The organism is Gimesia chilikensis (assembly GCF_008329715.1).
In the GTDB taxonomy this organism is placed as follows: domain Bacteria; phylum Planctomycetota; class Planctomycetia; order Planctomycetales; family Planctomycetaceae; genus Gimesia; species Gimesia chilikensis.
Map to the genome: position 1 here is coordinate 572,603 of NZ_VTSR01000007.1, position 23,845 is coordinate 596,447.

15 protein-coding genes and 1 tRNA gene are annotated in these 23,845 nt (G+C 53.0%); 7 read left to right on the top strand and 9 right to left on the bottom strand.

Translation table 11 applies throughout. The annotated features are described in order from the left end of the window. Positions 1-385: 385 nt before the first annotated feature. Positions 386-1,054, top strand: coding sequence for a superoxide dismutase family protein (locus FYZ48_RS11940; RefSeq protein ID WP_149340585.1), 669 nt, complete (start codon positions 386-388; stop codon positions 1,052-1,054). A 116-nt stretch (positions 1,055-1,170) separates the two neighbouring features. Next, positions 1,171-1,977: an MBL fold metallo-hydrolase gene (locus FYZ48_RS11945; RefSeq protein ID WP_149340587.1), complete on the top strand. Its 807-nt coding sequence runs from the start codon at positions 1,171-1,173 to the stop codon at positions 1,975-1,977. Positions 1,978-2,052: 75 nt separating this feature from the next. Here FYZ48_RS11945 and FYZ48_RS11950 read toward each other — a convergent pair whose 3' ends face one another. The 3 genes from FYZ48_RS11950 to FYZ48_RS11960 all read right to left on the bottom strand — a co-directional run bounded on the left by FYZ48_RS11950 (position 2,053) and on the right by FYZ48_RS11960 (position 5,084). Next, positions 2,053-2,886 carry a formate/nitrite transporter family protein gene (locus tag FYZ48_RS11950; protein ID WP_149340589.1) on the bottom strand — a complete coding sequence of 278 codons (834 nt, stop codon included), beginning with the start codon at positions 2,884-2,886 and terminating at the stop codon, positions 2,053-2,055. 121 nt (positions 2,887-3,007) lie between these two features. Next, the gene (locus FYZ48_RS11955; RefSeq protein ID WP_149340591.1) at positions 3,008-4,012 is read right to left on the bottom strand and encodes an NADP-dependent oxidoreductase; all 1,005 of its coding nucleotides are present in this window, start codon (positions 4,010-4,012) and stop codon (positions 3,008-3,010) included. Between the two features lie 184 nt (positions 4,013-4,196). Next, complete coding sequence (locus tag FYZ48_RS11960; protein WP_149340593.1) at positions 4,197-5,084, bottom strand: SDR family oxidoreductase; 888 nt, start codon at positions 5,082-5,084, stop codon at positions 4,197-4,199. 554 nt (positions 5,085-5,638) lie between these two features. Between FYZ48_RS11960 and FYZ48_RS11965 the strand changes: the two genes are divergently transcribed. Both FYZ48_RS11965 and FYZ48_RS11970 read left to right on the top strand, forming a co-directional pair. Beyond that, positions 5,639-5,905, top strand: coding sequence for a hypothetical protein (locus tag FYZ48_RS11965; RefSeq protein ID WP_149340595.1), 267 nt, complete (start codon positions 5,639-5,641; stop codon positions 5,903-5,905). A 769-nt stretch (positions 5,906-6,674) separates the two neighbouring features. Further along, positions 6,675-7,025 (top strand): hypothetical protein, encoded by a 351-nt coding sequence (locus FYZ48_RS11970; protein ID WP_149340598.1) that lies wholly within the window; start codon positions 6,675-6,677, stop codon positions 7,023-7,025. Between the two features lie 121 nt (positions 7,026-7,146). Here FYZ48_RS11970 and FYZ48_RS11975 read toward each other — a convergent pair whose 3' ends face one another. Together FYZ48_RS11975 and FYZ48_RS11980 are read right to left on the bottom strand one after the other, a co-directional pair. Beyond that, entirely contained in the window at positions 7,147-8,436 is a 1,290-nt protein-coding gene (locus tag FYZ48_RS11975; RefSeq protein WP_149340600.1) for a cytochrome P450, read from the bottom strand. Positions 8,437-8,529: 93 nt separating this feature from the next. Next, on the bottom strand, positions 8,530-9,474 hold the full coding sequence (locus FYZ48_RS11980) for an NAD(P)-dependent alcohol dehydrogenase (RefSeq protein WP_149340603.1): 945 nt from the start codon (positions 9,472-9,474) through the stop codon (positions 8,530-8,532). A gap of 908 nt (positions 9,475-10,382) precedes the next feature. On the opposite strand from FYZ48_RS11980, the gene FYZ48_RS11985 reads away from it, so the two are divergent. Continuing rightward, entirely contained in the window at positions 10,383-11,339 is a 957-nt protein-coding gene (locus FYZ48_RS11985; protein WP_149340606.1) for a PRC-barrel domain-containing protein, read from the top strand. 726 nt (positions 11,340-12,065) lie between these two features. Here FYZ48_RS11985 and FYZ48_RS11990 read toward each other — a convergent pair. Beyond that, positions 12,066-12,150, bottom strand: a tRNA-Ser gene (locus tag FYZ48_RS11990). Positions 12,151-12,442: 292 nt separating this feature from the next. On the opposite strand from FYZ48_RS11990, the gene FYZ48_RS11995 reads away from it, so the two are divergent. After that, positions 12,443-13,096 (top strand): ATP:cob(I)alamin adenosyltransferase, encoded by a 654-nt coding sequence (locus FYZ48_RS11995; protein WP_187781987.1) that lies wholly within the window; start codon positions 12,443-12,445, stop codon positions 13,094-13,096. On the opposite strand, the gene metH is transcribed toward FYZ48_RS11995, so the two are convergent. From metH to FYZ48_RS12010, 3 genes are all read right to left on the bottom strand, one after another. Then, a complete protein-coding gene (gene metH / locus FYZ48_RS12000; protein WP_149340610.1) occupies positions 13,097-16,813 on the bottom strand; it encodes a methionine synthase in 3,717 nt (1,238 codons plus the stop codon). A 199-nt stretch (positions 16,814-17,012) separates the two neighbouring features. Further along, positions 17,013-20,564: a hypothetical protein gene (locus tag FYZ48_RS12005; RefSeq protein ID WP_149340612.1), complete on the bottom strand. Its 3,552-nt coding sequence runs from the start codon at positions 20,562-20,564 to the stop codon at positions 17,013-17,015. Positions 20,565-20,861: 297 nt separating this feature from the next. Then, a complete protein-coding gene (locus tag FYZ48_RS12010) occupies positions 20,862-22,226 on the bottom strand; it encodes a DUF1501 domain-containing protein (protein WP_149340614.1) in 1,365 nt (454 codons plus the stop codon). A 271-nt stretch (positions 22,227-22,497) separates the two neighbouring features. On the opposite strand from FYZ48_RS12010, the gene FYZ48_RS12015 reads away from it, so the two are divergent. After that, positions 22,498-23,835, top strand: a complete 1,338-nt coding sequence (locus FYZ48_RS12015) for an asparagine synthase-related protein (protein ID WP_149340616.1) — start codon at positions 22,498-22,500, stop codon at positions 23,833-23,835. Positions 23,836-23,845 lie beyond the last annotated feature (10 nt).

Here is a 23,845-nt window from a genome sequence, read left to right on the forward strand (position 1 = left end):
ACGGACTATTAGTAGAGAAAAAGATGCTGCCTGATATGATGTGTCACCCATCCGGGACCAGCCCGGACCGTCCCTCCAGGAGACGAAGGTGCGGAAAGCCTCCCTTCATCGGGTTGGGGCACCCACATCATTCTGACGCACCTGATCTTCGAACGGCAGCATCTTAATCTGTTTTCCACAGAAGCATGAATTCGCAAATCATATGCCAGAGATTCCCCGATCCCCAAAACTGTGCTGGAACATTGCCTTAAATGTCTGTCAGTCAGTCGATATCGAACTCCCGGTACCTGCTTGACCTGTTCGGCATAGATTTTGCTTTTCTGTCAGTGAACAGAATATTTATTACGCTTCCGATGAAGCGTAGCATCTGAATGAGGGGAATATCATGTTACGACACACAGCAGTATGTCTGTCACTGTTATTGATTGCCGCGGGTTGTAATCAGCAGACCGCCGAAGAAAAAGAGGCACTGGAAAACCGAGACCTGATGACCGAACCGGGGACGAAGACAGAAGCAGCCGCTCAGACTGCGGAAGCAGAGATGGAAGGGTCCGATCGGAGCACGGATACGAAAACAAACGCCGCCGACGTGACGAAAGCGGTTTGCGAGTTGGTCCCCGTTGGTGACAGTAAAGTCACAGGCATGATTTACTTCACCAAAGAAGGAGATCAGGTTCACGTTAAAGGTGAAATTAAAGGCCTAAAGCCGGGAAAACATGGTTTTCACGTGCATGAGAAGGGTGATCTCTCGGATAAGGAATCCGGTAAATCCACGGGGGGTCATTTCAATCCAGCTGATAAGCCACATGGTCGTCCCGCTGATTCCGACCGCCACGTGGGTGACCTGGGCAACATTGAAGCCAATGCAGAAGGAGTCGCCCAGGTCGACATCGTCGATAATGTGATCCAATTGCAGGGCGATCATTCAATCCTGGAGCGTTCGATTGTGGTGCATGCCGGGGAAGATCAGTTTACACAGCCGACCGGTGATGCGGGAGCACGAGTTGCTTTTGGGAAAATTGTGGCAGACAAAGCAGCGGCTGCAAAGAACTGAAGCGCACAAGCAGTGCTGTGCCCGAACTGTCAAACAGATCGCTGAGCTGCCAGGCGGGTTGCCTGGCGCTCAGTCGATTTTATTTCCGGATTTTCCGTTTGAAAATGAGTAATTAAATGCCTTACTTCATCTGCACTAACTGTGGAACGCAGTTCGCTGAGTCCAGCGAGCCGCTCCCGCAATGTACGATCTGTGCCGAAGAGCGGGAATTCATCGCCTGGGATGGACAGAGCTGGACAACAGCGGACGAACTGGCGTGCACTCATCGCAATGTTGTCAGCCAGGAAGGTTCCGGACTGATCGGCATCGGTATGGAGCCAACGTTTGCCATCGGGCAGCGGGCACTCTTGGTGAGACGTCCGGAGGGCAATGTGCTCTGGGACTGCATCCCCCTGCTGGACGAGAGTCTGGCCCAGTTGATTGAGGGCATCGGGGGATTGTCGGCGATTGCCATCAGCCATCCGCATTATTATGCCAGCATGGTCGACTGGGCGGAGCGTTTTGACTGCCCTGTTCTACTCCACGAGGCTGACCGGAAATGGGTCATGCGTCCCAGTCCTGCGATCGAGTTCTGGGAAGGGGACACCAGGAAAATGGGGGCCGACCTGACACTGATCCGCTGCGGTGGTCACTTCGCGGGAGGCACGGTTCTACACTGGTCGTCCGGAGCTGACGAACGTGGCGTGCTACTCAGCGGCGACATCATCTATGTGGCCCAGGATCGCCAGTGGGTCTCGTTCATGTACAGTTTTCCGAATCGGATCCCCCTCTCTGCTGACAAGGTTGAGCAGATTGTATCCCAAGTGGAACCGTATCAGTTTGAGCGGATTCATGGTGCCTGGTGGGACAAAACGGTGAGTACGGATGCGAAAGCTGCAGTCCGACGATCAGCACGACGCTATATACAACATCTACGGGACTGACGAGCGGCTGATGAGTCTTTGCTGACAGTGTACCTGATTTGAAGGCGAGCGGCACCGTGATCAAATCAACGCGACCTAGTATTTTGATTTGCGTTCGTACTGACTGGCATGCGCGTGGCCGTATTTGAGCAGGGAGACAAAGATCACGCCGCCCAAGGCATTTCCGGCTGTGGTCCAGAGCAGGAAGTGTCCGTAATCCGCCAGAGTTGTACCGGGATCAGCGAAGACTCCCGCCAGCACTTCGACACTGCCGACAATACAGTGATGCAGGTGTCCCAGGCCGATGACTGACGTGATCAGAAAGACGATCAGAATCTGGCTGATCGTATCACGACCGGCGTAGACCAGCCAGGACAACAGTCCCATCAGCCAGCCGGCGAGCATGCCACTTAAGAGGATCACCCAGCCGGGATGGACGACGATTGAACGGCTTAGCTCGCCAAAGACCTTGACATCGATCACGCCCAGGGCTGGCCCGATGATGACGACCAGCACGGCAAACAGCATCGCCCCGATGAGGTTGGCGACATAGACAATTCCCCACAGCCGGATCACCATTTTGAAAGATGCCTGGCGGGAGAGCAGTGGGAGAATCGCGAGGCTGGTCTGCTCGGTAAACAGTTCCGAACGTCCTACGACGACCAGGATGAAACCGAAGGAATACATCATGCCAACCAGAATTTTGAGCACTGGTTCAGAGAGACTTCCCTGCCCCAGGGTTTGCACGACGGCCACCAGAAACAGGCTGAAGCCGATATCCAGTCCTGCGGAGAGCCCCGACAGAAACAGACGGAGTGAGGATCGCGTCAGTGCGTCCATGGCTTCGACGAGTTCGGCCTGCAGGATCTGCCCCGGGGCTTTCTTCGCCTCTTCGAGGCCATCAGATTGTAAATCGGTTGCGGAGTTCATTAACCTGAATCCAGAGTGAGATCGCCTCGCAGCCTTGCGTGAGTGGAGGCGATTGTCCCTGACTGCATGGTTGCACCGCAGTCGGTCACTGTCAATGCCTGTTGTATGCGTGGAGCGTCTGTCATGGATTCACCTGCACAACGGCTTTTCCCATTTTGTTCCCCTGAAACAGATCGAGAAACGCGGCGGGGGTGTTTTCGAGTCCTGTGGTGACGGTCTCTTCCCAGTGAACTTTGCCGGCTTTGACCCAATCTCCCATCTGATGCTGGAATTCGGCCTGCATGTCAGTGTGATCAAATACGAGAAATCCCTGCATGCGAAGCCGTTTGGTAATGATTTTAAACAGGTTCGCCGGTCCGGGCTGTGGTGTTTTGTCGTTATAGGTTGAGATCATCCCGCAACAGACAATCCGACCGTAGTCATTCATATTATCCAGGGCTGCCTGCAGGTGATCGCCGCCCACATTGTCGTAATAGAGATCGATGCCTTCTGGCGCGTGTTCCCGCAAGGCTGCGGAAACATCGTCGACCTCGCTGTAATTAAAGGCGGCGTCGATGCCGGCTTTGTCTTTGAGCCAATCGATCTTGGCTTGTGAACCGGCACTTCCCACGACATAACAGCCCTTGATTTTCGCGATCTGACAAACGATCGAACCGACGGCACCGGAGGCGGCAGAGACAAACACGCGATCCCCCGGCTGAAGTCCGCCGATCTTCAGTGTCCCCACATAGGCAGTCATGCCTGTCATGCCCATGATACTCAGATAAGCCGACAATGGCGCCGCCTGGGGATCGACTTTCGTCACGCCTGTGCCGTCGGAAATCCAGGTATCCCGCCAGCCCTGGTTGCCTAACACATAATCGCCTGCGGCATACTCCGCATGCTTTGAGGTGATGACTTTCCCGACACAGGCCCCTTCCAGCGGCGCCCCGATCTGAAACGGTTCGACGTAGCTTTCCCCTTCCCGCATGCGTCCCCGCATATACGGATCGACGGAGAGCCATTCGTTGCGCACGAGGAATTCATTCTCACCGGGATCGCCGAGCTCGGTTTCCACGAGTTCGAAATTGTCGAGTGTGGGTTCTCCTGCGGGATAGGCAGTTAACTGGAAACGACGTGAGCGCATGGTTGATGGTCCTTTTCAGATTGAAACAATTTTCTGTTTTTTGAGAGGCGCGTCAGGGCATCGAAACAGCATAGCAACAAGCCACCATCGGAATGACGGGCATGCATTACCTGCTGCGGATTGAAAGTATTCTTACCCTCTCGAAGCCCGTCATGCAGACTGGACTGCGCAGGAAGGAAATTGATCAGCCGGCCCTGGTGGCACCTCCCAGCAGTGTCAGGACTTCTCCTGTGACATAACTGGAATCGGCATTCGAGGCAAAGTAGACATACGCCGGGGCAATCTCTTCCGGCTGCGCGGGCCTGCCATAGGGAGTACCACTTCCAAAGTCTTTGATTTCTTCGTCAGAACGTTCTGCGGGATTGAGCGGTGTCCAGACAGGTCCTGGAGCGACACAATTAACGCGAATCTCCCGGTCCACCAGATTTTGAGCCAGTGATTTGGTAAACGCGTGGATGGCGCCTTTGGTGGCGGAGTAATCCAGCAGACCGCCACTCCCCTCCAGACCGGTAATTGAGCCGGTATTAATAATACTGGCCCCCGGCTGCAGATGCTTCAGGGCTGCCTGGGACATATGGAAATAGCCATAAATGTTGGTTTTGAATGTATGATCCCATTGCGTTTCTGTCACATCATCAATGGATGACTGGTGCTGTTGAAACGCGGCATTGTTGACGAGGATATCCAGATGGCCGAATTCTTCCAGGGCCAACTCGACCGCGGTACGACAAAATGACGGATCGGAAACATCTCCGCAAATCAGCAGCACACCAGCGGGCTTATCATCGTGTTCGATCTGCTCCACAATGAAGCGGCGCGTCTCTTCGGCATCCTGTTGTTCTTCTTCCAGGTAGGTCAGTGCCACGGAAGCACCTTCCCGGGCGAACAGGGTGGCGACGGCGCGTCCAATGCCCGAATCGCCGCCGGTAATCAGGGCCACCTTCCCCGCTAACTTACCTGCCGCTCGATAATCGGGGGCTTCAAAGTGAGGCGACGGATCCATATTTTCTTCAATCCCAGGTTTCTCAAGCCCCTGAGCGGGAAATGTGGGAGTCGGTTGCTGGCGAGTCATGCGTATCATTCCTTAAAGAAGTATTCTAATCGAATCCAGCGAAAGACTGATATATGCTTAGGGACTGGATTCCTGGATTACTGATTGAACAGCGGGGACAATCCGCATTTCACATACCAAAGCCGACAATAATGCTGCGACAGCCACTTTGAAAAGAATCACGCTGGCATTGAAACGCGGCGCGGGCCAGCCAGATAGTTCCCCGGGCTGGCAGATTGACTTGCGCTCGTGAGTACCGGGTTTTCTCCCGATGAAATCGGTGGATTTTTACTGGATGCAAAACAACCAGACTGCGCGATTAACGGCCGCATTCAATTCCAAATTGATCGCTGAACGACCTGCTGAACAGGTCAGTCAAGCAGCTATCTTCCGGTGCGATTCCGGCGTCATAATATTTTCGCCCATGAAATAGCGTTCAGACATCGAGAACAAATCCCACCGGTGGAGTAGAGCATTTTTCCGTCTTGAGCTGGCACGATTCGTGCTAAGAGGGATGGTCTCACCTATCGGACAGGCTGTCACATTTTTCCCTCTAACTGATTCAGGATTCTCTCATGCTGAAACTGCAGGAAGCGACACTGCCAGAAGAACATCTCAACCATCGCATCAAACGCACAATTCATCAACTGGGTTACCCCCAGTTGAAACAGATCCACTGTGAATCGATCGGCTCGACGTTGATTCTGCAGGGAGAGCTCTCTTCCTGGTATCAACTGCAACTTGTTCTTAAAATCGCCGTCGATGAACCGGAGGTCGAGCGGGTGGAAAATCAGATCCAGGTCCGAAGCAGGGTACCGCTTTCGTTGGTGCCAGATCACTAATATCTTCGTGTTTCTGTACTACAAACGCATTTTCAAGGCGTTTGTTTCAAAGTTTAGCAAAAGTTGTGCCCCCCCTCCCGGTTCCAGCTCTGCGCGGTAACGAAGCAGGAACAGTTCTATTTTATCATCAGCCATGCCTGTGTCTTGCGCTAAAGATTCGCATCAGTTCCGAACCAATTTCAGTCCGGCATTTGAAGTTGGATATTTTATATTTTGAATAACTGAAAGAATAATCACGCTTTTGATATTCCTCATTTCAACAGGCTACGGTAGGGTGAGGTCTACGAGCATATATTTGCAAGGAGATCTGGCATATCCATTTCGTGAGTAATACAGACTCACCAGAGATCATCAAAGCCGGATCGAATAGAAGCAAATAAGAAGAGAATGCAGACTCTTCAAAGCAGATGAAGGTCCCCCCTCTCCATCTTACAGTGGATCTTTTAATTTTGTTCTTTTGAAATCATCCCGTTGCTGATGCAGTTTTCGAGCGTCAATGATTACTGAGACGGGGAATTTCTCTCTATTCTGGCTGATGAATATTTCTGGATGTCATCGACTTAGAGTCGTTGTGCTTCAGCCTGCTCTTTGTTAGAGGCAGACATTGTGATCAGGGCCTCCTGAAATGAAACGCCCGGAAGCTGTGTTTCATAACAGAGAGGATACTCACGGATGATCGTATGATACCTGGACCGAACGAGTGGAGGATCAAATCGTTCAACAGTGGAATATGTTCGCAGACAACCGAATTCGATTATGGAGATAAGAGATGCGATACTTCTACGTTGACGATGACAATTACCTGGTTACCTTACACTCCTTTGATGCCAGGCAGGATCAGCACGGCTCAACCTTTTATCCATCGCAAGCCAATAAAGAGTTTCAGCGTGGTCGTCCTCAGCTGAGTACCTTCCGTATGACAACCAGTTCCCGTATCCAGGAAGGAGATGCATTTATGGTGACAGATGAAGAATTCAATGTGTATGAATGCATCAGTTGTAAAGTCTTTTCGCTGAATGGTAAATCAATCGTCAGCGGAATGATTTTCACCAGTTGGAAAGTGAATTCGGAAGACCAGCCTTCAGCTCGAGAGAAAATGGAGTCGGCACTGAGAACTTAAGCAGTCCCTGTTATCTGCGCTTGAATATTTTCCCCGATGATGCCCCATTAATGAGGCCTGCATTATCAGTCAGAGACTGGCAGGCATATCTTATTCGCTGCCATTTTCAAAAACACCTGTCTCAGACCCTGATCTTGCGTGCCTCTGAAGTAAGCCCGCAAGACTGAGAATCTTCTGTATTCCGGATCGCTGAAATTCGGAAGCGACTTTCGGGCAGTGCCGGCATGCGAGAGAAATCGAGTTCCAGATTCTGCCGAGGCACTTCATATTGAACCTCGCGTATCAGAAATTCAGCGGTCCGTAGCATGAGATTGACCGCGACATCCTCGCCGGGACAGCGATGACCGGAGCGTACATCTCCCCCGCCCTGTGGAATGAAATCAAAGGGAGACACGTTATGCTGCAGAAAACGTTCCGGTTCAAAGTGTTCCGGTTTGTTCCAGATCCGCCGGTCATGGTTCGTGCCATACAGATCGAGCAGGACACGTCGGCCCCGGGGAAATGCATGTCCCTGCCACTCAAAGTATTTCCTCACGCGGGCCGCAGTCAGTGGAAAGAAGGGATAAAAGCGTCGCACTTCCTGGACGAAAGGCAGCGCGTACCTGCCGAAGTCTGAGCGCAGTAACTTCCGGCTGTGTGGATGCTGTTGTAAGGCATGCGCGACGAACGTGAGGTAGACCGAAACCGCAACCACCGGGCGCAGCACATTCAACAGTTCGACTGCAGCGACCTCGGGTGGCAGGAGTTGCTGATCCAGATCGCGGTGCCAGGCAATGATCGAGGCGGGACTCTTCTCGCCAACCGTCAGCTGTCGGTCCCGGATCTGCTGAATCAGGCCCGTGATCCACTGATTGGCATTCCGACGGGCCCGTCGTGATCTAAAGTGACCGAGGCCAGGATTTGCGGCCTGGTCAAAAAGGAGCGTCAGTTGTCTGGTACGGAGCCCGATTTCTGACTCAGACAACGGGACTCCTGCCCAGTGACAGACGGCGATGGTGAGCAGACGCTGAAATTCAGCATACAGAATCACTTCCGGCATGCATTCCCAGCGCGCAACAGCCGCATTGAGTTCAGCGGCGAAGAGTTGTGTCAGGTCATTGATTTGATCGGATTTGAGGATGGAGACAAACATCTGCTTGCGATGCCGGTGTGCTTCCTCATCCAGTCCCTGGACTCCTTTCTGCCCAAACAGGGTTTTTATGGCAAACTTCGGTGCTGCCCCAACCCGGGTGAAACGGTCTGTATCGTAGAAAATCCGTGCCGCGTCTTCTCCCCGTAAACAGATCGTTTTCTGTAACAGGAGTCGCGTCTCAAACAGATCGACCTCGTGTTGCTCGCATGTGCGAGAGATGAAGCGATATGGGTCCCGGATGAAAGCTAAAGTACTCTCAATTTGTTTCAATCGGTGCATTTGTCTGGTTCCCTGTTCCCGTAAGTGAGCTAGCTGAATCCTGTGACACAGGATTCACACGTTTGTATTTCCCGATATTTTCCTGACAAAGCCTCATAAGCCAGCGGGTCTGAGCACCAATTTCCCACAGAAGCTCTCCTGCTCCAATTGCTGATGTGCTCGAGTTGCTTCCTCAAAAGGATAGACATCAGCCAATCTGACTTCCAGATCCCCTGCGCACCAGAGTTGTACCAGTTCCGCCAGGTCCTCCTGCTTCGGACGGGCGAGCATAACATGGCTCTGTTCTGAAAGCGGCCAGGTAATCAGCGAGACAGAAATACCACGGAGTCCTGGCTCTGTAGTGACATAATGTCCGCTTTCGCGGAGTACATTTTTAACCTGAAAAAAGGAGCGTTTCCCTGCTACATCGAAGATCAGATCCCAAGTCTCGTCAGCGTTGGTGAAGCTTTCCTGTTGGTAGTCGATGAATTCACAGGCGCCGAGTGAGCGGACATAGTCTTCATGAGGACCACTGGCGACTGCGGTCACGTGTGCACCGTAGGCCACGGCAATCTGCACCGCGAAGGCACCGACTCCCCCACTGGCCCCGTTTATTAATACACGATCACCCGGTTTCAATTGTCCATAATCCTTGAGCGACTGCAGAGCCGTCGAACCAGCCAGGGGGAGCACAGCAGCTTCTTCAAAAGTAAGGTTATCGGGTATTTTTACCACACAGCCGGAGGAGCAGACTGCGTATTCGGCATAAGCGCCGCCATAGATATGGTCCAGGAAGGCGAGCACCCGATCCCCGGGTTTCAGCCTCTGGTGATCGTCTGATTCGAGTACAGTCCCACTGACATCGTATCCCGGAATTCTCGGGAAGCGCCCCGGCATAAGCCATTTCATTTCCCCCTTCCGCAGGCGAGCATCGACCGGATTGACGCCTGCCGCAGCCACTTGAATCAACACTTGGCCGTCATCTGAGACAGGTACTTCTTCCTCAGTCAGGGATAACACTTCCGGAGGTCCATAAATATTATAGGTGACCGCCTGCATTGGATAGCTCCTCTGTGATGTTTCTTCGAGTGATGCTTCCGTGACTGTTTCTACGATAACACACAATGAGTTTCACTCCCCCCGAATAGTGCATATCGTGTACCGAAGTCAGCATTTCCTCCTGGTTCTGGGATTGTTTTGTGACGGTTGTCACAGGTGCCGGTGATACATCGGACAGACAACCCCGAAAAGACCTGCTTTCTTGTGGAGCGAGGTTGCCCTGTCAGAATGTCGCATCTCAAATTACTTTCCACGCAGTTATCTACTTTCCATGCAGGTGACAAGGGGATATACCGATTATTGAGCACGGCCTGCTGCAGCAGGATGCCGACACCTCTAACAACGATCTCAACTGGACGATCTGCAAGCAGTCCGGTCTCCCGGCATTCAATTCAATTATGGTTTATGTGAGTGACCAGGACCTTTCTCTCAATCATCCGCAGTGTTCCCAATTGAGTTAAACGCTACCGGGTAGGACGCATGCGCCACGGAGCGGGAACAGTTCTCAACAGCGACAATGAATTTTGACGGAGTTGGCACATCTTCTGCAGCCTGCTTCGCGGAAGATTTGAAACGCTGTTTGTGGAATCATCTGGTTGCCAGACAGCCAGTCGACAAGCTGCTGAGTAATCACAGACCGCGGCTTGATGCATCTGGATTAGCGTTTCATAAGGAGAGTTTAATACTCTCGGACAGGCGGGCGCAACTATCAATGTTTCTCAGCCTCATGATGCGCTTTTTCTGCGGTTGATCATCAATTCTATGCCTTCAGTTATTGAAGTGCTTTTAGAAAAGAACCTTAAACACATCGGGCCTTCTGCTCCGTTGTCTGCGGTCAGCAGAACCAAGTTCGAATTTGATCTTGAACACTTCAAGATCATACACCTCTATTAACCAGGAGTTAATCTATGAAACCCGTCACTCTTTTCACGGTCGCTGTCGCGTTCTGCGCAAGTACTCTCTTCTACCATTCAGGCGTTGAAGCGAACGACAACCCCCAGGACAATCCCAAACTGGAAAAACAGACGCAGAAAGAACTGAGGCAGAACAACAAAGCGAAAATGAAACATGACAAGAAAGGGATGTTTACGCGTGCCAGTCAACTGATGGGCGTGAACATTACCAATCAGAAAAACAATGAGGTCGGAGAAATCGAAGACCTGGTTCTGAGCACTCCTTCAGGCGATATCCGCTATGCAGCCGTGACCTACGGCGGATTCCTGGGAATTGGCGATAAGATGTTTGCCGTCCCGATTGAAGCGTTCAGGATCAAACATAAAGGCAAAGATAACGAACTTAACGTGCACCTGAATGTAACCGAAAAACAGCTGGAAGGCGAAACCGGTTTCAACCAGGACAACTGGCCGAATTTTGCGGATCAAGAATTCGTGAGCGCACTGGACCAGCGCTATAAAGTGAATGGGAAAGTCCGTAAAGAGAAAAAATCAGACAAGGATCTGGCGGACAATAAGATGTCTGACCAAGTGATTCGTCTGAGTCAGTTGATGGATCACGAGATTCAGAATACGCAAAACCAGTCCGTCGGTGAGGTCAGTGAAATCGTGCTGGACACCACACATCACAAGGCCCGCTATTTTGTCGTCAGCTTTAACGATGAGTTGGGCGAGAAGGACAAGCTGTATGCCGTTCCCTTCCAGGCGTTCATGATCAAGACGGATACCCCTGAAAAGAATGAACATAAACTGTTTTTGAACGTGACCAAAGAACAGTTGCAGGGGACTCGCGGATTTACAGAAGACAACTGGCCTGATTTTACCGACGCCCAGTTCCGTAAAAGTCTGGAGCATCAGTTCCTGCTGGACAGTGATGTCAAAAAACGTCCGAAGAAAGAACTCGGAACCTGATCCTGAATAGCTGAGGGATTAGAGAATCTGATTTTCTGCTGACGCTGCAGTCTGCTTATTGTGGGCTGCAGCGTTTTTTTTATCCATGCAGAACGACTTCAGATCTGGCCCCCGCAACTCCGGGGAGAGATGCGCTGCCGATTGTTCAGCTGCGCAGTCTGCTGGCATTCTGGTATGATCGTGCTTTGTGAGATTCATAAGGTGACCTCTCTGTTTCGAGAGAGTACCTGGATTCTCGCAGGCGGAGCACCGGCAGTGTTCTGGGATATCATGCTCAGGGGCGCGGGGGAGTCAAGTGTGATGCAGGGATGAAATCTTCCGAATATGCAGTGAAAGGGATGTGAGTATGCGACGAAATGCGTTGAGTGTGCTGCGAAATGATTTGAAATCTTACGAGACAGAGGGAACCGATGTCGGTTGTTCCAGTGAAAATCGGGAAAATTCGACGCGGATTCAGGTGAACCTGGCGCGTCTGTGGTCGCTGTTCCAGTGCACGCATCACCCGCCTCGCGCGCGAAGCACAATTTCACAAGATATGATTCCGCCAGGTGCGGATCAAGTTCGGTTTGTGCAGTGAAAACAGGTGAAGACCAGTGCTGATAATAATGAAGTCGGATCTGGTCAGGAGTGGAGCCGGAATGAGGAACAGAAAATGCGGCAGCGGAGCGCAACAAAAAACGCTGAACCGGCGAAAGCGATTCAGCGTTTTAAAGTTCAGATTGAAAGCGGAGAGGGAGGGATTCGAACCCTCGGTACCTTGCGGCACGCCGGTTTTCAAGACCGGTGCATTCGGCCACTCTGCCACCTCTCCAGAAGCCCGAAATAGCTGTAAGGCATGGGCTTCGGTCGAAGTATATATTGTGTAAGTCTGCTTGTAAAGTCACATTTATCGCCCTGAGACGGGATGCAGGCGGGATGAGGAACATTGATTCCTGCTGTAACGGTTTTTTCAATTCTGTTTTGGTGATCCTGAGGTGAAAACCCTGTTTTCAAGCTGTTCTGACTCTCTGTTCCGACTAAAACGGGCTATGATCTTCCGAGAAATTCAGTACGCTGGAGCGTGTTTTACCCAAGACCATCTACAGAAAATAAGGATTGCTACCATGGCGGCACGCGGTAAAGTGCACCTGAATATGATCGTCACCAAAACGGGAGACGCGGGAGAAACGTATATCAACGATGGCTCGCGGGTGCCTAAGGCATCGAAGCGGATTCAGGCACTGGCGGTGGTGGAACAGATTGCTGTCAAACTGGGGTATTTTATTTTCGCCTGCGACCAGGATGTGCTGCACCTTCCATTGGCGGAAGATGTGACCTGTCAGCTGAACCTGACCGAACTGGCACATTCATTTCAACAGGAGATGTATGATCTGGGTTCGGATTTGAGCACTCCGTTCAAGGAGGGCGAGACCGCAGGCCGCTTTCCATTGGAGAAGGTAGAAGAAATCACCGCGCTGATCGGAGAACTGACGCCGATTCTGGAGCCGCTGGATTCGTTTATCCTGCCACAGGGGAGCCTGCGGGTGTTGATCTCACATGATATTCGCACAATGGTCCGTGAAGCGGAGCTCAAAGTCTGGGAAATCGAAGACCCCGTGAACCCGGCCGTGTGTCAGTACCTGAATCGACTCTCCGATTTCTGGTTTGTGTTCAGCCGGATTCTACAATACGAAGAACAGCGGTCAGACGAGATCGAAATCAAGCTCTGGGAACCGAATCAGCAGCATCCGCGCGGCGTGACGATTCGCAAAGCGTGATCAGTTTCCGTTCTCATCCAGCAGGACGGGACGCAGCCAGCGGGAGAGTTCGTCGTGCGACATCTGCTTCCGTTCGGCCAGCGATTCCAGCTGGTCCCTGTCGATCTTGCCGACGTGGAAATAACGGGATTCCGGATAGGAGAGATACCAGCCCGAAACGGCGGCAGCCGGGGTCATCGCGAAGTGATCAGTGAGGCTCACGCCGATTTCAGGTGTGGCATTGAGCATCTTGAACAGCGTGTCCTTTTCAGTATGATCGGGACAGGCCGGATAGCCGGGAGCGGGACGGATTCCCGTGTACTGTTCCTTGATCAGAGCTTCATTGTCGAGCGTTTCTGAGGCAGCATAGCCCCAGAACTCCTTGCGGACCCTTTCGTGCAGATGCTCTGCAAACGCTTCTGCCAGACGGTCAGCGAGGGCCTTTACCATGATACTGTTGTAGTCATCGTGGTCTTCCTGATACTTCCGGGCGATTTCTTCGGCCCCGATACCGGCGGTGACGACGAAGCCGCCGATATAGTCGATTTTCCCACTCTCTTTCGGAGCGACGAAGTCCGCGAGGGACATCAGCGGTGCTTCTTCCTGTCCCCGCTTACGGATCTGCTGGCGGATGTGATGCAGGCGGGCAACGGTGTGCTCGCGGTCGGTGTTATCGTAGACTTCGATGTCATCGCCGTTGACGCGGTTAGCGGGCCAGAAGCCGATAACGGCGCGCGCGGTGAGCAGTTTTTCGTCGATAATCTTCTGCAGCATCGCCTGTGCACTCTTGAACAGGTCGCGGGCGGCTTCGCCGATGATTTCGTCTTCCAGAATTCGCGGATACTTGCCGACCAGATCCCAGCTGATGAAGAAGGGAGTCCAGTCGATGTACTTCACCAGATCTTCCAGCGGGTAATTGTCGAGCACCTGAGTGCCTGTAAAGCCGGGAGTGGGTGGCGTGTAGTTAGCCCAGTCGATCTGCAGGCCCTGTTTAACGGCTTCCGCATAAGGGACTGGCGCACCCTGCGGTTTACGATTAGCGACCCGCTCGCGGACCTCAGCATACTCCTCTTTAATTCCTTTGACATACTTGGCGTGATGCTCATCCGAGAGCAGCGAACTGGCGACACCGACGGCCCGGGAAGCGTCGGGTACGTAGACGACCTGATTGCGTTTGTACTGCGGTTCAATCTTGACCGCGGTATGTGCCTTGGACGTGGTAGCACCGCCGATCAACAGGGGAAGATCCATCTCCAGCCGTTCCATTTCACAGGCCACGGTGACCATTTCGTCGAGAGACGGAGTAATCAGGCCCGACAGGCCGATGATGTCACACTCTTTTTCACGTGCGGTCTGCAGAATGGTTTCACAGGGGACCATCACGCCAAGATCGATAACTTCGAAGTTATTACACTGCAGGACGACGCCGACGATATTCTTGCCGATATCGTGGACGTCCCCCTTCACGGTTGCCATCAGGATGCGACCGTTGGTCTTACTGGATTCCGTTTTTTCCTCTTCGATGTAGGGCTGCAGATAGGCGACGGCCTGCTTCATCACGCGGGCCGATTTCACCACCTGCGGGAGAAACATCTTGCCTGCCCCGAAGAGATCGCCGACGACATTCATGCCGTCCATCAGCGGACCTTCGATGACATCCAGCGGACGGGGCAACTGCTGACGGGCTTCTTCGGAATCTTCGATGATATAAGTGGAGATCCCCTTCACCAGTGCGTGCGCAATGCGTTCGGTTACCGGCAGTTCGCGCCAGGTGAGGTCCTCAGTGGAGGTCCCACCAGTTTTGCCATCACCTCGGTATTTTTCGGCGATTTCCAGCAGGGCCTCGGTGGCGTTGGAATTCCGGTTCAGGATCACATCCTCAACCTTCTCCTTGAGCTCTGCGGGCAGGTCGTCGTAAACGGCCAGCTGGCTGGCATTCACGATCCCCATATTCATACCGACCTGAATGGCGTGATAGAGAAAGACCGAGTGAATGGCTTCACGAACCGGATTATTACCCCGGAAAGAGAATGAAACGTTGGAGACCCCCCCGGAAATACTCACATGAGGCAGGTTCTTATGGATCCAGTCGGTTGCTTCGATGAAGTCGACGGCGTAGTTGTTATGCTCGTCGATCCCGGTGGCGACGGCGAAGATATTCGGATCGAAAATGATATCCTGCGGTGCGAAATCGAGCTTGTCTAACAACAGTCGATACGATCGTTCGCAGATTTCAATCTTGCGTTGTTTGGTATCGGCTTGCCCGTCTTCGTCGAAAGCCATGATGACCACAGCAGCCCCGTAGCGCTGACAGAGGCGGGCCTTGTCCAGAAACTCTGCTTCCCCTTCTTTAAGGCTGATCGAGTTGACAATCGGTTTGCCCTGAATGCATTTCAGACCGGCTTCGATGACTTCCCACTTGGAAGAGTCGACCATGACGGGAACCCGGGCGATTTCCGGTTCGGTTGCGACCAGATTCAGGAATGAGGTCATCGCAGCCACGGCATCAAGCATGCCTTCGTCCATGTTGACATCCATGATGTCAGCACCGTTCTGGACCTGCTGCAGGGCGACTTCCAGAGCTGTATCGTAATCGGACTCCTTGATCAAACGCTTGAACCGGGCCGAACCGGTGACATTACAGCGTTCGCCCACATTCGTGAACAGACTCTCTTTGGTGATGTTCAACGGCTCCAGACCGGAAAGCCGGAGTGCGGGTTCGATTTCGGGAATCTTGCGGGGGGACTTCCCTTCCATCGCCTGTGCAATGGCTTTGATGTGAGCGGGCGTCGTACCACAACAGCCACCGAGGATGTTCAGAAAGCCGCTGGTAGCGAATTCGTCGACGATGGCAGCCATTTCGGAGGCGCTCTGATCGTACTCACCGAATTCGTTCGGCAGTCCGGCATTGGGGTGCGCTGAAACGTAAGTATCCGCGACGCGCGACAGCTCTTTCACGTACTGTCTGAGCTCCTGAGCTCCCAGAGCACAGTTCAGACCGATCGAGAACGGGCGGGCATGTGCCAGCGAGTTCCAGAAGGCTTCGGTCGTCTGCCCCGATAATGTCCGTCCCGAGGCATCCGTGATCGTCCCGGAGATCATGATGGGCAGTTCAATGTTTTCCCGCTCGAAGTACGTGTGAACTGCAAAGACGGCTGCTTTCGCATTCAGCGTATCAAAGATGGTCTCGATCAGGAGCAGATCGGTGCCCCCTTTGACCAGTCCGTCGATTGATTCAAGGTAGTTCTCGACCAGCTCATCGTAGGTGACATTGCGGGCACCCGGATCGTTCACATCGGGAGAAATCGAGCAGGTGCGGCTGGTGGGGCCCAGAATCCCCGCGACCCAGCGTGGTTTCTCCGGATTAGCGGCTGTGAATTCGTCAGCCACTTCGCGGGCCAGTTTCGCTGACTCAAAGTTGAGTTCGTAGACCAGCTCCTCCATCTCGTAGTCGCTCTGCGAGAGACGGGTTGCGTTAAATGTATTGGCCTCAATGATGTCCGCGCCGGCCTCAAGGTATTCACGATGGATTTCGCGGATGATGTCCGGCTGAGTCAACGACAGGAGATCGTTGTTACCTGCGATATCCATGTGGTAATCAGCGAACCGTTTGCCCCGATAATCGGCTTCCTTGAGCTTATGGTTCTGGATCATCGTCCCCATCGCCCCGTCCAGAATCAGAATTCGTTGCAGGACAGCGGCATAAAGGGCTTCGATACGAGCGGCACGGTCGGACATACTTCTAAAAACCTGTACTTTTCACTGATGTTGGGAATGCGACGTGAGAGATCACGGTTTCCGGCAGTATCCATCACCGGAATACGCTGTAAATTACGACACCCCGCACCTCACTGACACAAAATCAGGGGTTCAGGGTGCGCAATAACAGCCGGCATTCTAACAGATCAGTACAAAAGAAATACAGCAGGCCCGCGGCTTATTTCGCGGTCCCTTTTAAATCTTTTGTCGGCTCGGCGCCAATCGTGCCTCTCAACTCTTCCAGGTAAGCAGGGGAACTGACGTGAGCCAGTTGCTCCTCGACCCATTTACGCCGTTCAGGGATCTGCAAACGCACAAGTTCCCGGTCGTAACCAGGTTGTACGCTGAACTGATCCAGGTATTCCAAGTGCCGTTTGAGCAAGTCAGATTCCCGCTCCTGGCGTGCGGCCAGTCGCTCCTGGTACCAGTCGCTCTGCAGCAGGTTCTCCCGGGTAAACAGATCACGGACTTCCTTATCATGGATGGTATGACCCTGCCAGTTGCCGTGTGCCATGATCGACAGAATCGCCTGTAGCGGAGGACAGGCCTCTTCATAGCCACCATCTTCGAAGTACTGTAGAGCCACACGCTGCTGTGCTTCAGCGATATGCTGGATACCATCGACGAAGGATTCCAGGTCCTGCTTTTCAGGTTTGAGAATCGTTTCATCAAATACGGAGGCAGGGTTATCAAAGACACGACCAAAGAAGCGAAGCAGGAACTTGTATGTGATGCGATATCCAAGCCGGCTGGCAGGAATCTGCACACCTTCATGCTCAAAGTCTTTGATCGGTTCCAGCAGTCCTTCCCGAATGAGGAATTCAGGCGAACGTTCTTCTGGTGACATGCGGCACCAGATTTCCGGAATCAGCAGACTGATGTCATGATCGACCCGCACATTGGGACCGATGTGACCTGCTGCCGTAGAGAAGCCTGAATAGCCTGTCAGAATATAACCCACCAGGGCGCTGTTGAGGTCTGCGGAAGGACGCAGTGCGTTGAACGGCCCCTTGGTCAATGCCCCTTCACTACCGGCCCCGGTTGTGGAGGGACTCTTTCCGGTCAGAGAGCAGACAAAGTCCATGAACAGCTCAGGGAGTTCCTGATAATGAATGGGCGAATAAACGGCCAGACTGCGGATGCCCTTCTCTTTTTCCGGAGGATTATTCCGGCGACCGACCATGACGGCATTCACCGGGTTGTGTACCGGTTGATCTGCCGGGATCGCCCGGAAGAGGCGTGTCGCCATTTTAGCCACATAGGTATTGAACGGCTTGACCAGGTCGGGACGGGTCTGCAGATACCGTGGGTTTTTGGTCGGCTTACCATCGATCTGTCGTGGGTTGGCCGAACAGACAACGTAACTGCTGTTAGATTCTTCCGCAGATCGCAACATGTCCTGCATGGGTGGGCTGAACGCGTCGAAATCGACGACGTACTTGCTCATCTCACGAACCTGGTCGATGCTCAGCGGTTCGAAGTTGGAGATGAAATTCCCCGGCTTGCTGAGATCCAGTTCGGTCTGTTTATCGAGACCACGCACAATCGCATCGTCGGGCCGCTGGAACAGACGGTATTCACTGTTGATCACAAACTTGCAGCTCTCGCTGGTCTCCCCTTCCGCCAGGTAAGGCAGATCGCGGGACGGCACGATGACTGACGCACTGATATCGTCTTCCGTCTGAATCTTCAGCGAAGCGATAAAGTCCTGGCGTACCTTGAATGTCCGCCAGCCTGTCAGCGAAAACAGGCCTACTCGCAGATAGGTTCCGACCAGTTTCCGCTCACGGTATTTCAGTTCATGGCCGTGAGTGCCGTTAACAATATCCACGCCAAAGTGACTATCCCAGTCTTCGCCCCAACTGGGCCAGTAAATTCGCTTGATGATGAAGACCAGGGCCAGAATATGATCAGGAATCGAATTCAGCCACTCGTTGAACTCGGGAGTATAAGCCGGGGAAGGAGTGAGCAGTTTGATCACACTTCCCAGCGAGCGATGCAGATCAAGCACGCCTCGGCTCGGTTTCAGATCAGGGTGTCCTTCCGGCAGTGGCTCAAGCCAGCGATCGGAATAATCCTTCTCGATGATTTCGCGAACGGCTTCCATGTCTTTCTCATAATTGGAGACAAACACGGGGCCATAGAGCATGTAGTCCTGAATCGATTTACTGATTTCACTTTTACCGCCACCGGACACCGTACACGGTTTGTGGCAGAAAATCCCCTCCCCGGTGGTACCCACGATTCTCCAGGAAGGAGCAGCGGGGTGTTTCTCCATCCGTAGATGGTAGCCGGAGGGCGCCATATAGACCTGACCGGGTAACAGCGGAATGGAATGCTCTTTGCCCCCCCGGGTCCAGCGAATGCACTGTTCCGGCAGGCTGGCGTAGGCATCTTCCGGGATGTAAACCAGTTCCGGATAGACACTGTCAATGCCGTATCCCTCAGGCTGTCCTTCGATATGATCGCCGTAATCCTGGATCACATCGTCAAAGGTGCGTCCATTGTAGCGTACGCTGTTAACCTGGAAGCCTTCACCCAGGTTGTAGCTGGGATACGCCATGGTTCCGCCCGCGTGTTCTTCCTCAGCGTTACCGAACAGATTGGCCGAGTAGCTGATCTGCGTTTTGACCTCTTTCTTGCAGTAACCAAAATAGTTATCTGCAATCAGAGTTACGATCACACCCTCTTCGGTACGGCAAGTCAGTTTAAACGCCATGCCGTCGTTGTAGAATTCGTCTTCGGTTTTCCAGCACATACTGTCGCGCTGCTGACGCTCAGTGGCATCATCCCAGTGAGGCAAACCGAGTTCTTTCTTGGTGAGTGTAATCAAATGCGGCGCGAGAATCACAGCACCGGTATGTCCCGTCCAGTGCATCACATCCAGTCCCGAGTCATTCATGGGAACGAACGGGTCGCCGGCGTTTCCGAAGATTGACTCCACGAAATCCAGATTGCTGACCAGTGTCCCGGGAGCAAAGAACCGGACCTCCATCCGTTTTTCAGGTGTGACACCTTTAACTTCAGGGCAGACAATCGGACGCAGCAGCAGCGAGGCCCAGCCCGAAGCCGGCTCTGCCTGATCGGAAGTAAACGGGAACAGTTTCAGGTCATCCGGGGGATTCATGGCATGCTGGAACATTTTGACGAATGTTTCCCGCGGAACGGAGCGTTTATCACCGGGGACCGGTAAGCCCCCTTCGGTCACATGAAACGTTCCGACCGTTGTGCGGCGGTCATGCTTGGGATTATGCAGTACGCCGTTCTTGACCCGGTAAGACTGAACCAGATCGCTATGGTATTCATCGCCTTCAATGGGAAGCGACAATTCCCGCGCGAGACCGAAACGATCCAGAATCAGAGTACGGGCAGGCAGTTTCAGATCTGCCCCTTCCGGTACATCGCTGAAATGTGACTGTAGAAAGTTCTCTATGCGCTGATCGACCGGGCAGCGGTGATTGACCAGCAGGCGATTTTTCTGTCGATGATTTTCCAGCAGTCCCTGCGCAATATCTGCAAAGTTGCGATCCGCGTCTGTCAGAGCAGCTGGATATCCGTTGGCGATGAGTTGCAGATTCAGATAGCGGAGAATTTCATCGCGGTCCTCATTGCAGGTGGCGTTGCCCTCGTGATCGAGGCCCAATGCCTGCCGAAACTGTTCGCTGGAATCTTGCGTACCGACTTTGAGAGACCTGGGTGGTTTATCCCAGGATACATCGCTATTTAACATATTGAATTTACTTCTGGTAAAATGAAGAAATGTCGAAAAATCGCTGATCTTCTTCTGAGCGCACTGAGGGCGGGTGATAATTGATTTGGGCGCGAGATCATGAACCTCAGTCAGAGGTCCAGTATATTCTAATTTACCGAAAGGTCAACGGTTCAGATTCACAGTGCTTATGAGCTGGAGAGATCACCAGGATTCGCTAAGTGACTTAAAATAGAATACTTAGATGTCCTGTTAGAACCAGAGCCAAGGGGGAAACAGGCCGCCCTTGGCGTATGTAGAACTCAGTCCCGTCTGTGATCAATACAGTTCCGGAATCGGAAATCGATTGTCGTCAACCAGATAACGGGGGCGTCCCGAGAGATCGGTAATTTGGGCCGTCGCCAGATCAACGCCCATATTCCGATAGAGGGTCGCAAAGATCTCCTGAACTTGCACCGGACGGTCTGCGGGAACACCTCCCACCCGATCGGTTTGCCCGATGATCCGGCCTCCCTGAATCCCCCCTCCTGCCATGAGGACCGACTGTGTCCCGGGCCAGTGGTCGCGGCCCCCTTTGGCATTGATACGAGGAGTCCGCCCGAATTCTCCCCAGACGATGACCGTTGTCTGTTCCAGCAAACCACGTTCATCCAGGTCCTGCAGGAAGACCGCCAGTGACTGATCGAACAGCGGCAGGTATTTCTTTGACAGATATTCAATAGAACCTTCTCGGTTGGCGTGCCAGTCCCAGGCGCCAAAAGCGACGGTCACGCAGCGGACACCGGCTTCGACCAGTCGACGCGCCAGTAACAGATGCTGTGGACTCTGTGGTGCACCACCAAAGCTGGGATTGGTTTTCTGCAGGGCACCGTAACGCTCGCGGACTGACTGTGGTTCCCGCTCCAGGTCCATGGCTTCGGCAAAGCGACCGGAGGTCAACATTTCAAAAGCCTGATCCTGAAAGTTATCCAGGCCTTCACCGTCGATCTGCTGCTGACTGCGCTTCACAGACTGCAACAGTGATTTACGCTGGTTCAACCGTGTCAGGTCGATGCCATGCAGCACAAGGTCTGATTTCACTTCCCCTTCCAGCGTAAACGGAATGTGTTTGAACCCGGTGAAACCAGGCCAGGAAGGATTCCCCTGCAGATGACTCCCGTTATTGTTATACGGTCCATAACTCATTTTCGGAGCCGCATCGACATAGGGAATCATCCCGTTTGCGCCGGGGCCCAGCAGTTGAGAGATCACCGAACCAAAGGCGGGCCAGCCGCCTGCAGGCTCACCATCTTCTGTTCTCCCCCCAGCACGACCGGTGTAGCACTGAAACGATTCATGCCGGTTTTCCATGCCAACCAGAGTCCGGACCACAGAAAAACGATCAGCAATTGAGGACAGGCGAGGCAGGAGTTCGCAGAACTGAACTCCCGGTACATTGGTCTGGGTCGGTAGAAAGGAGCCCCTGATCTCGACAGGAGAATCGGGCTTGGGATCAAACGTTTCAAACTGGGTCGGCCCACCGGGGAGATAGATCATCACCACCGATTTCTGCCCCGGATTCAGTTTCAAGCCCGCACCGGCATTGATCCCCCGTCCCGAAACCCAGCCGGCAGAGAGACCCAGAGCGCTGGACTTCAGGAAAGTCCGTCGAGAAACAGATTTGCTCATGCGGCCAGCACTCATAAAACCTCTCCTATGTGTTTTTCAAAAAGTACCAGACTCGCGCGCAATTCACAACCCCAGAACGGCTTAGGGATGAATCAACTAACTGTATCAGGACGGGCCCAGAGGTGCGTCAAAGTGTCGCATCAGATCCTAATGTGAATTTCACGAAATTAATATGGTTTACCCGGGAGTGAGTTTTCATTTGTCTAGTGGAATCATAAAATTCAGGCAGCAGACAGGAGCAGTCTCACTCATTTCCGGGCCCTGTTAAATCTCAGGATTAGATTTAATGATTCATCACGAGTACGTGGAGCGACTTGTTAACTTACTCGCTCCAGAGGCAAACCTGCTTTTCAATATGACTTTTGAAGAAGCCACGCAACGTGTGGGCAGTGGTTCTCCTGAACAGATCAGGGAGATCGATGGGCAGTTTGCCCTGGTCCACAAGGAGGGAACACGTGTCCGCATGGCACGCTCCATCGGCAGACCTATGCGTTTCTTCCTGGCGAAACGGGCGGAAGGTCCCTGTCTGGTAATCGCCGAACGTATTGATGAGATCTACGAATTCCTCAAGAGTGAAGGCCTCGACAACCAGTTCCATCCCTCCTACACGCGGATGGTTCCTGCTCACTATCTGATCGAATTGCAGTTGATCGGCTGTCCGGACCCGAATCCACAGGCAACACGCTACTTTACTCCCGAGCGAAACCGACTGTCGAATAAGCTTGATGATATCGGCAAAGCGTATATCAGCGCCGTCTCTCAGGAAATACATCGCTGGCTGGACACTATTCCTCAGCAGGAGCCAATCGGAGTAATGTTTTCGGGAGGAATTGACAGCGGTGCAATCTTCCTGCTGCTGTATCATGCGTTGATCACGCGGGGGGAATCCCCGTCCCGTCTCAAAGCGTTCTCGCTCTCTGTCGATGGTGAAGGCAGCGACTGCAGACAGGCTTTTGAATTTCTGGACCAGTTGAATTTGAGTCTGTTCCTGGAAATCATGCAGGTCCCAGTCGATGCCCTGGACTATAAAGAAACAATCAAAGTCGTCGAAGACTATAAAGAGCTGGACGTGCAGGCGGCGATGATGACGCACGCCCTGTGCAAAAAGATTCGTGAGCAGTATCCCCACTGGAAACACCTCATCGACGGCGATGGCGGTGATGAAAACCTGAAGGACTATCCGATCGAAGCGAATCCGGAGCTGACGATTCGGAGCGTGCTGAATAATCTGATGCTCTACCAGGAAGGCTGGGGAGTGGAAGCCGTCAAGCACTCATTGACCTATTCGGGGGGACAGAGTCGCGGTCACGTCCGTACGTATGCCCCTGCCCGCTCACTGGGCTTCCAGGGCTTCAGTCCTTATGCACTGCCGAACGTCATCGAAGTCGCCGAGGGGATTCCCTTTATCGAACTGACCGACTGGGATCCCCGCAAACTGTATGCACTCAAAGGGGACATCGTCTGCCGGGGAATCAAACAGCTCACGGGACTCTCCATGCCCGTTTATCCGAAACGGCGTTTTCAGGAGGGGAGCCTGAACGGCGACTCTTACGAAAATGTTTTTGCTGAATCAGAGACCGTCTATCGTGAGACTCTGCTTTCGCTGTTCCAGCAGCCTTCCTGATTCTGAGGAT

Bases quoted from the DNA above. Each gene is read 5' to 3' on its own strand.
- FYZ48_RS11940 (WP_149340585.1), top strand. From the start codon at position 386: ATGTTACGACACACAGCAGTATGTCTGTCACTGTTATTGATTGCCGCG.
- FYZ48_RS11945 (WP_149340587.1), top strand. From the start codon at position 1,171: ATGCCTTACTTCATCTGCACTAACTGTGGAACGCAGTTCGCTGAGTCC.
- FYZ48_RS11950 (WP_149340589.1), bottom strand. From the start codon at position 2,886: ATGAACTCCGCAACCGATTTACAATCTGATGGCCTCGAAGAGGCGAAG.
- FYZ48_RS11955 (WP_149340591.1), bottom strand. From the start codon at position 4,012: ATGCGCTCACGTCGTTTCCAGTTAACTGCCTATCCCGCAGGAGAACCC.
- FYZ48_RS11960 (WP_149340593.1), bottom strand. From the start codon at position 5,084: ATGACTCGCCAGCAACCGACTCCCACATTTCCCGCTCAGGGGCTTGAG.
- FYZ48_RS11965 (WP_149340595.1), top strand. From the start codon at position 5,639: ATGCTGAAACTGCAGGAAGCGACACTGCCAGAAGAACATCTCAACCAT.
- FYZ48_RS11970 (WP_149340598.1), top strand. From the start codon at position 6,675: ATGCGATACTTCTACGTTGACGATGACAATTACCTGGTTACCTTACAC.
- FYZ48_RS11975 (WP_149340600.1), bottom strand. From the start codon at position 8,436: ATGCACCGATTGAAACAAATTGAGAGTACTTTAGCTTTCATCCGGGAC.
- FYZ48_RS11980 (WP_149340603.1), bottom strand. From the start codon at position 9,474: ATGCAGGCGGTCACCTATAATATTTATGGACCTCCGGAAGTGTTATCC.
- FYZ48_RS11985 (WP_149340606.1), top strand. From the start codon at position 10,383: ATGAAACCCGTCACTCTTTTCACGGTCGCTGTCGCGTTCTGCGCAAGT.
- FYZ48_RS11995 (WP_187781987.1), top strand. From the start codon at position 12,443: ATGGCGGCACGCGGTAAAGTGCACCTGAATATGATCGTCACCAAAACG.
- metH (WP_149340610.1), bottom strand. From the start codon at position 16,813: ATGTCCGACCGTGCCGCTCGTATCGAAGCCCTTTATGCCGCTGTCCTG.
- FYZ48_RS12005 (WP_149340612.1), bottom strand. From the start codon at position 20,564: ATGTTAAATAGCGATGTATCCTGGGATAAACCACCCAGGTCTCTCAAA.
- FYZ48_RS12010 (WP_149340614.1), bottom strand. From the start codon at position 22,226: ATGAGTGCTGGCCGCATGAGCAAATCTGTTTCTCGACGGACTTTCCTG.
- FYZ48_RS12015 (WP_149340616.1), top strand. From the start codon at position 22,498: ATGATTCATCACGAGTACGTGGAGCGACTTGTTAACTTACTCGCTCCA.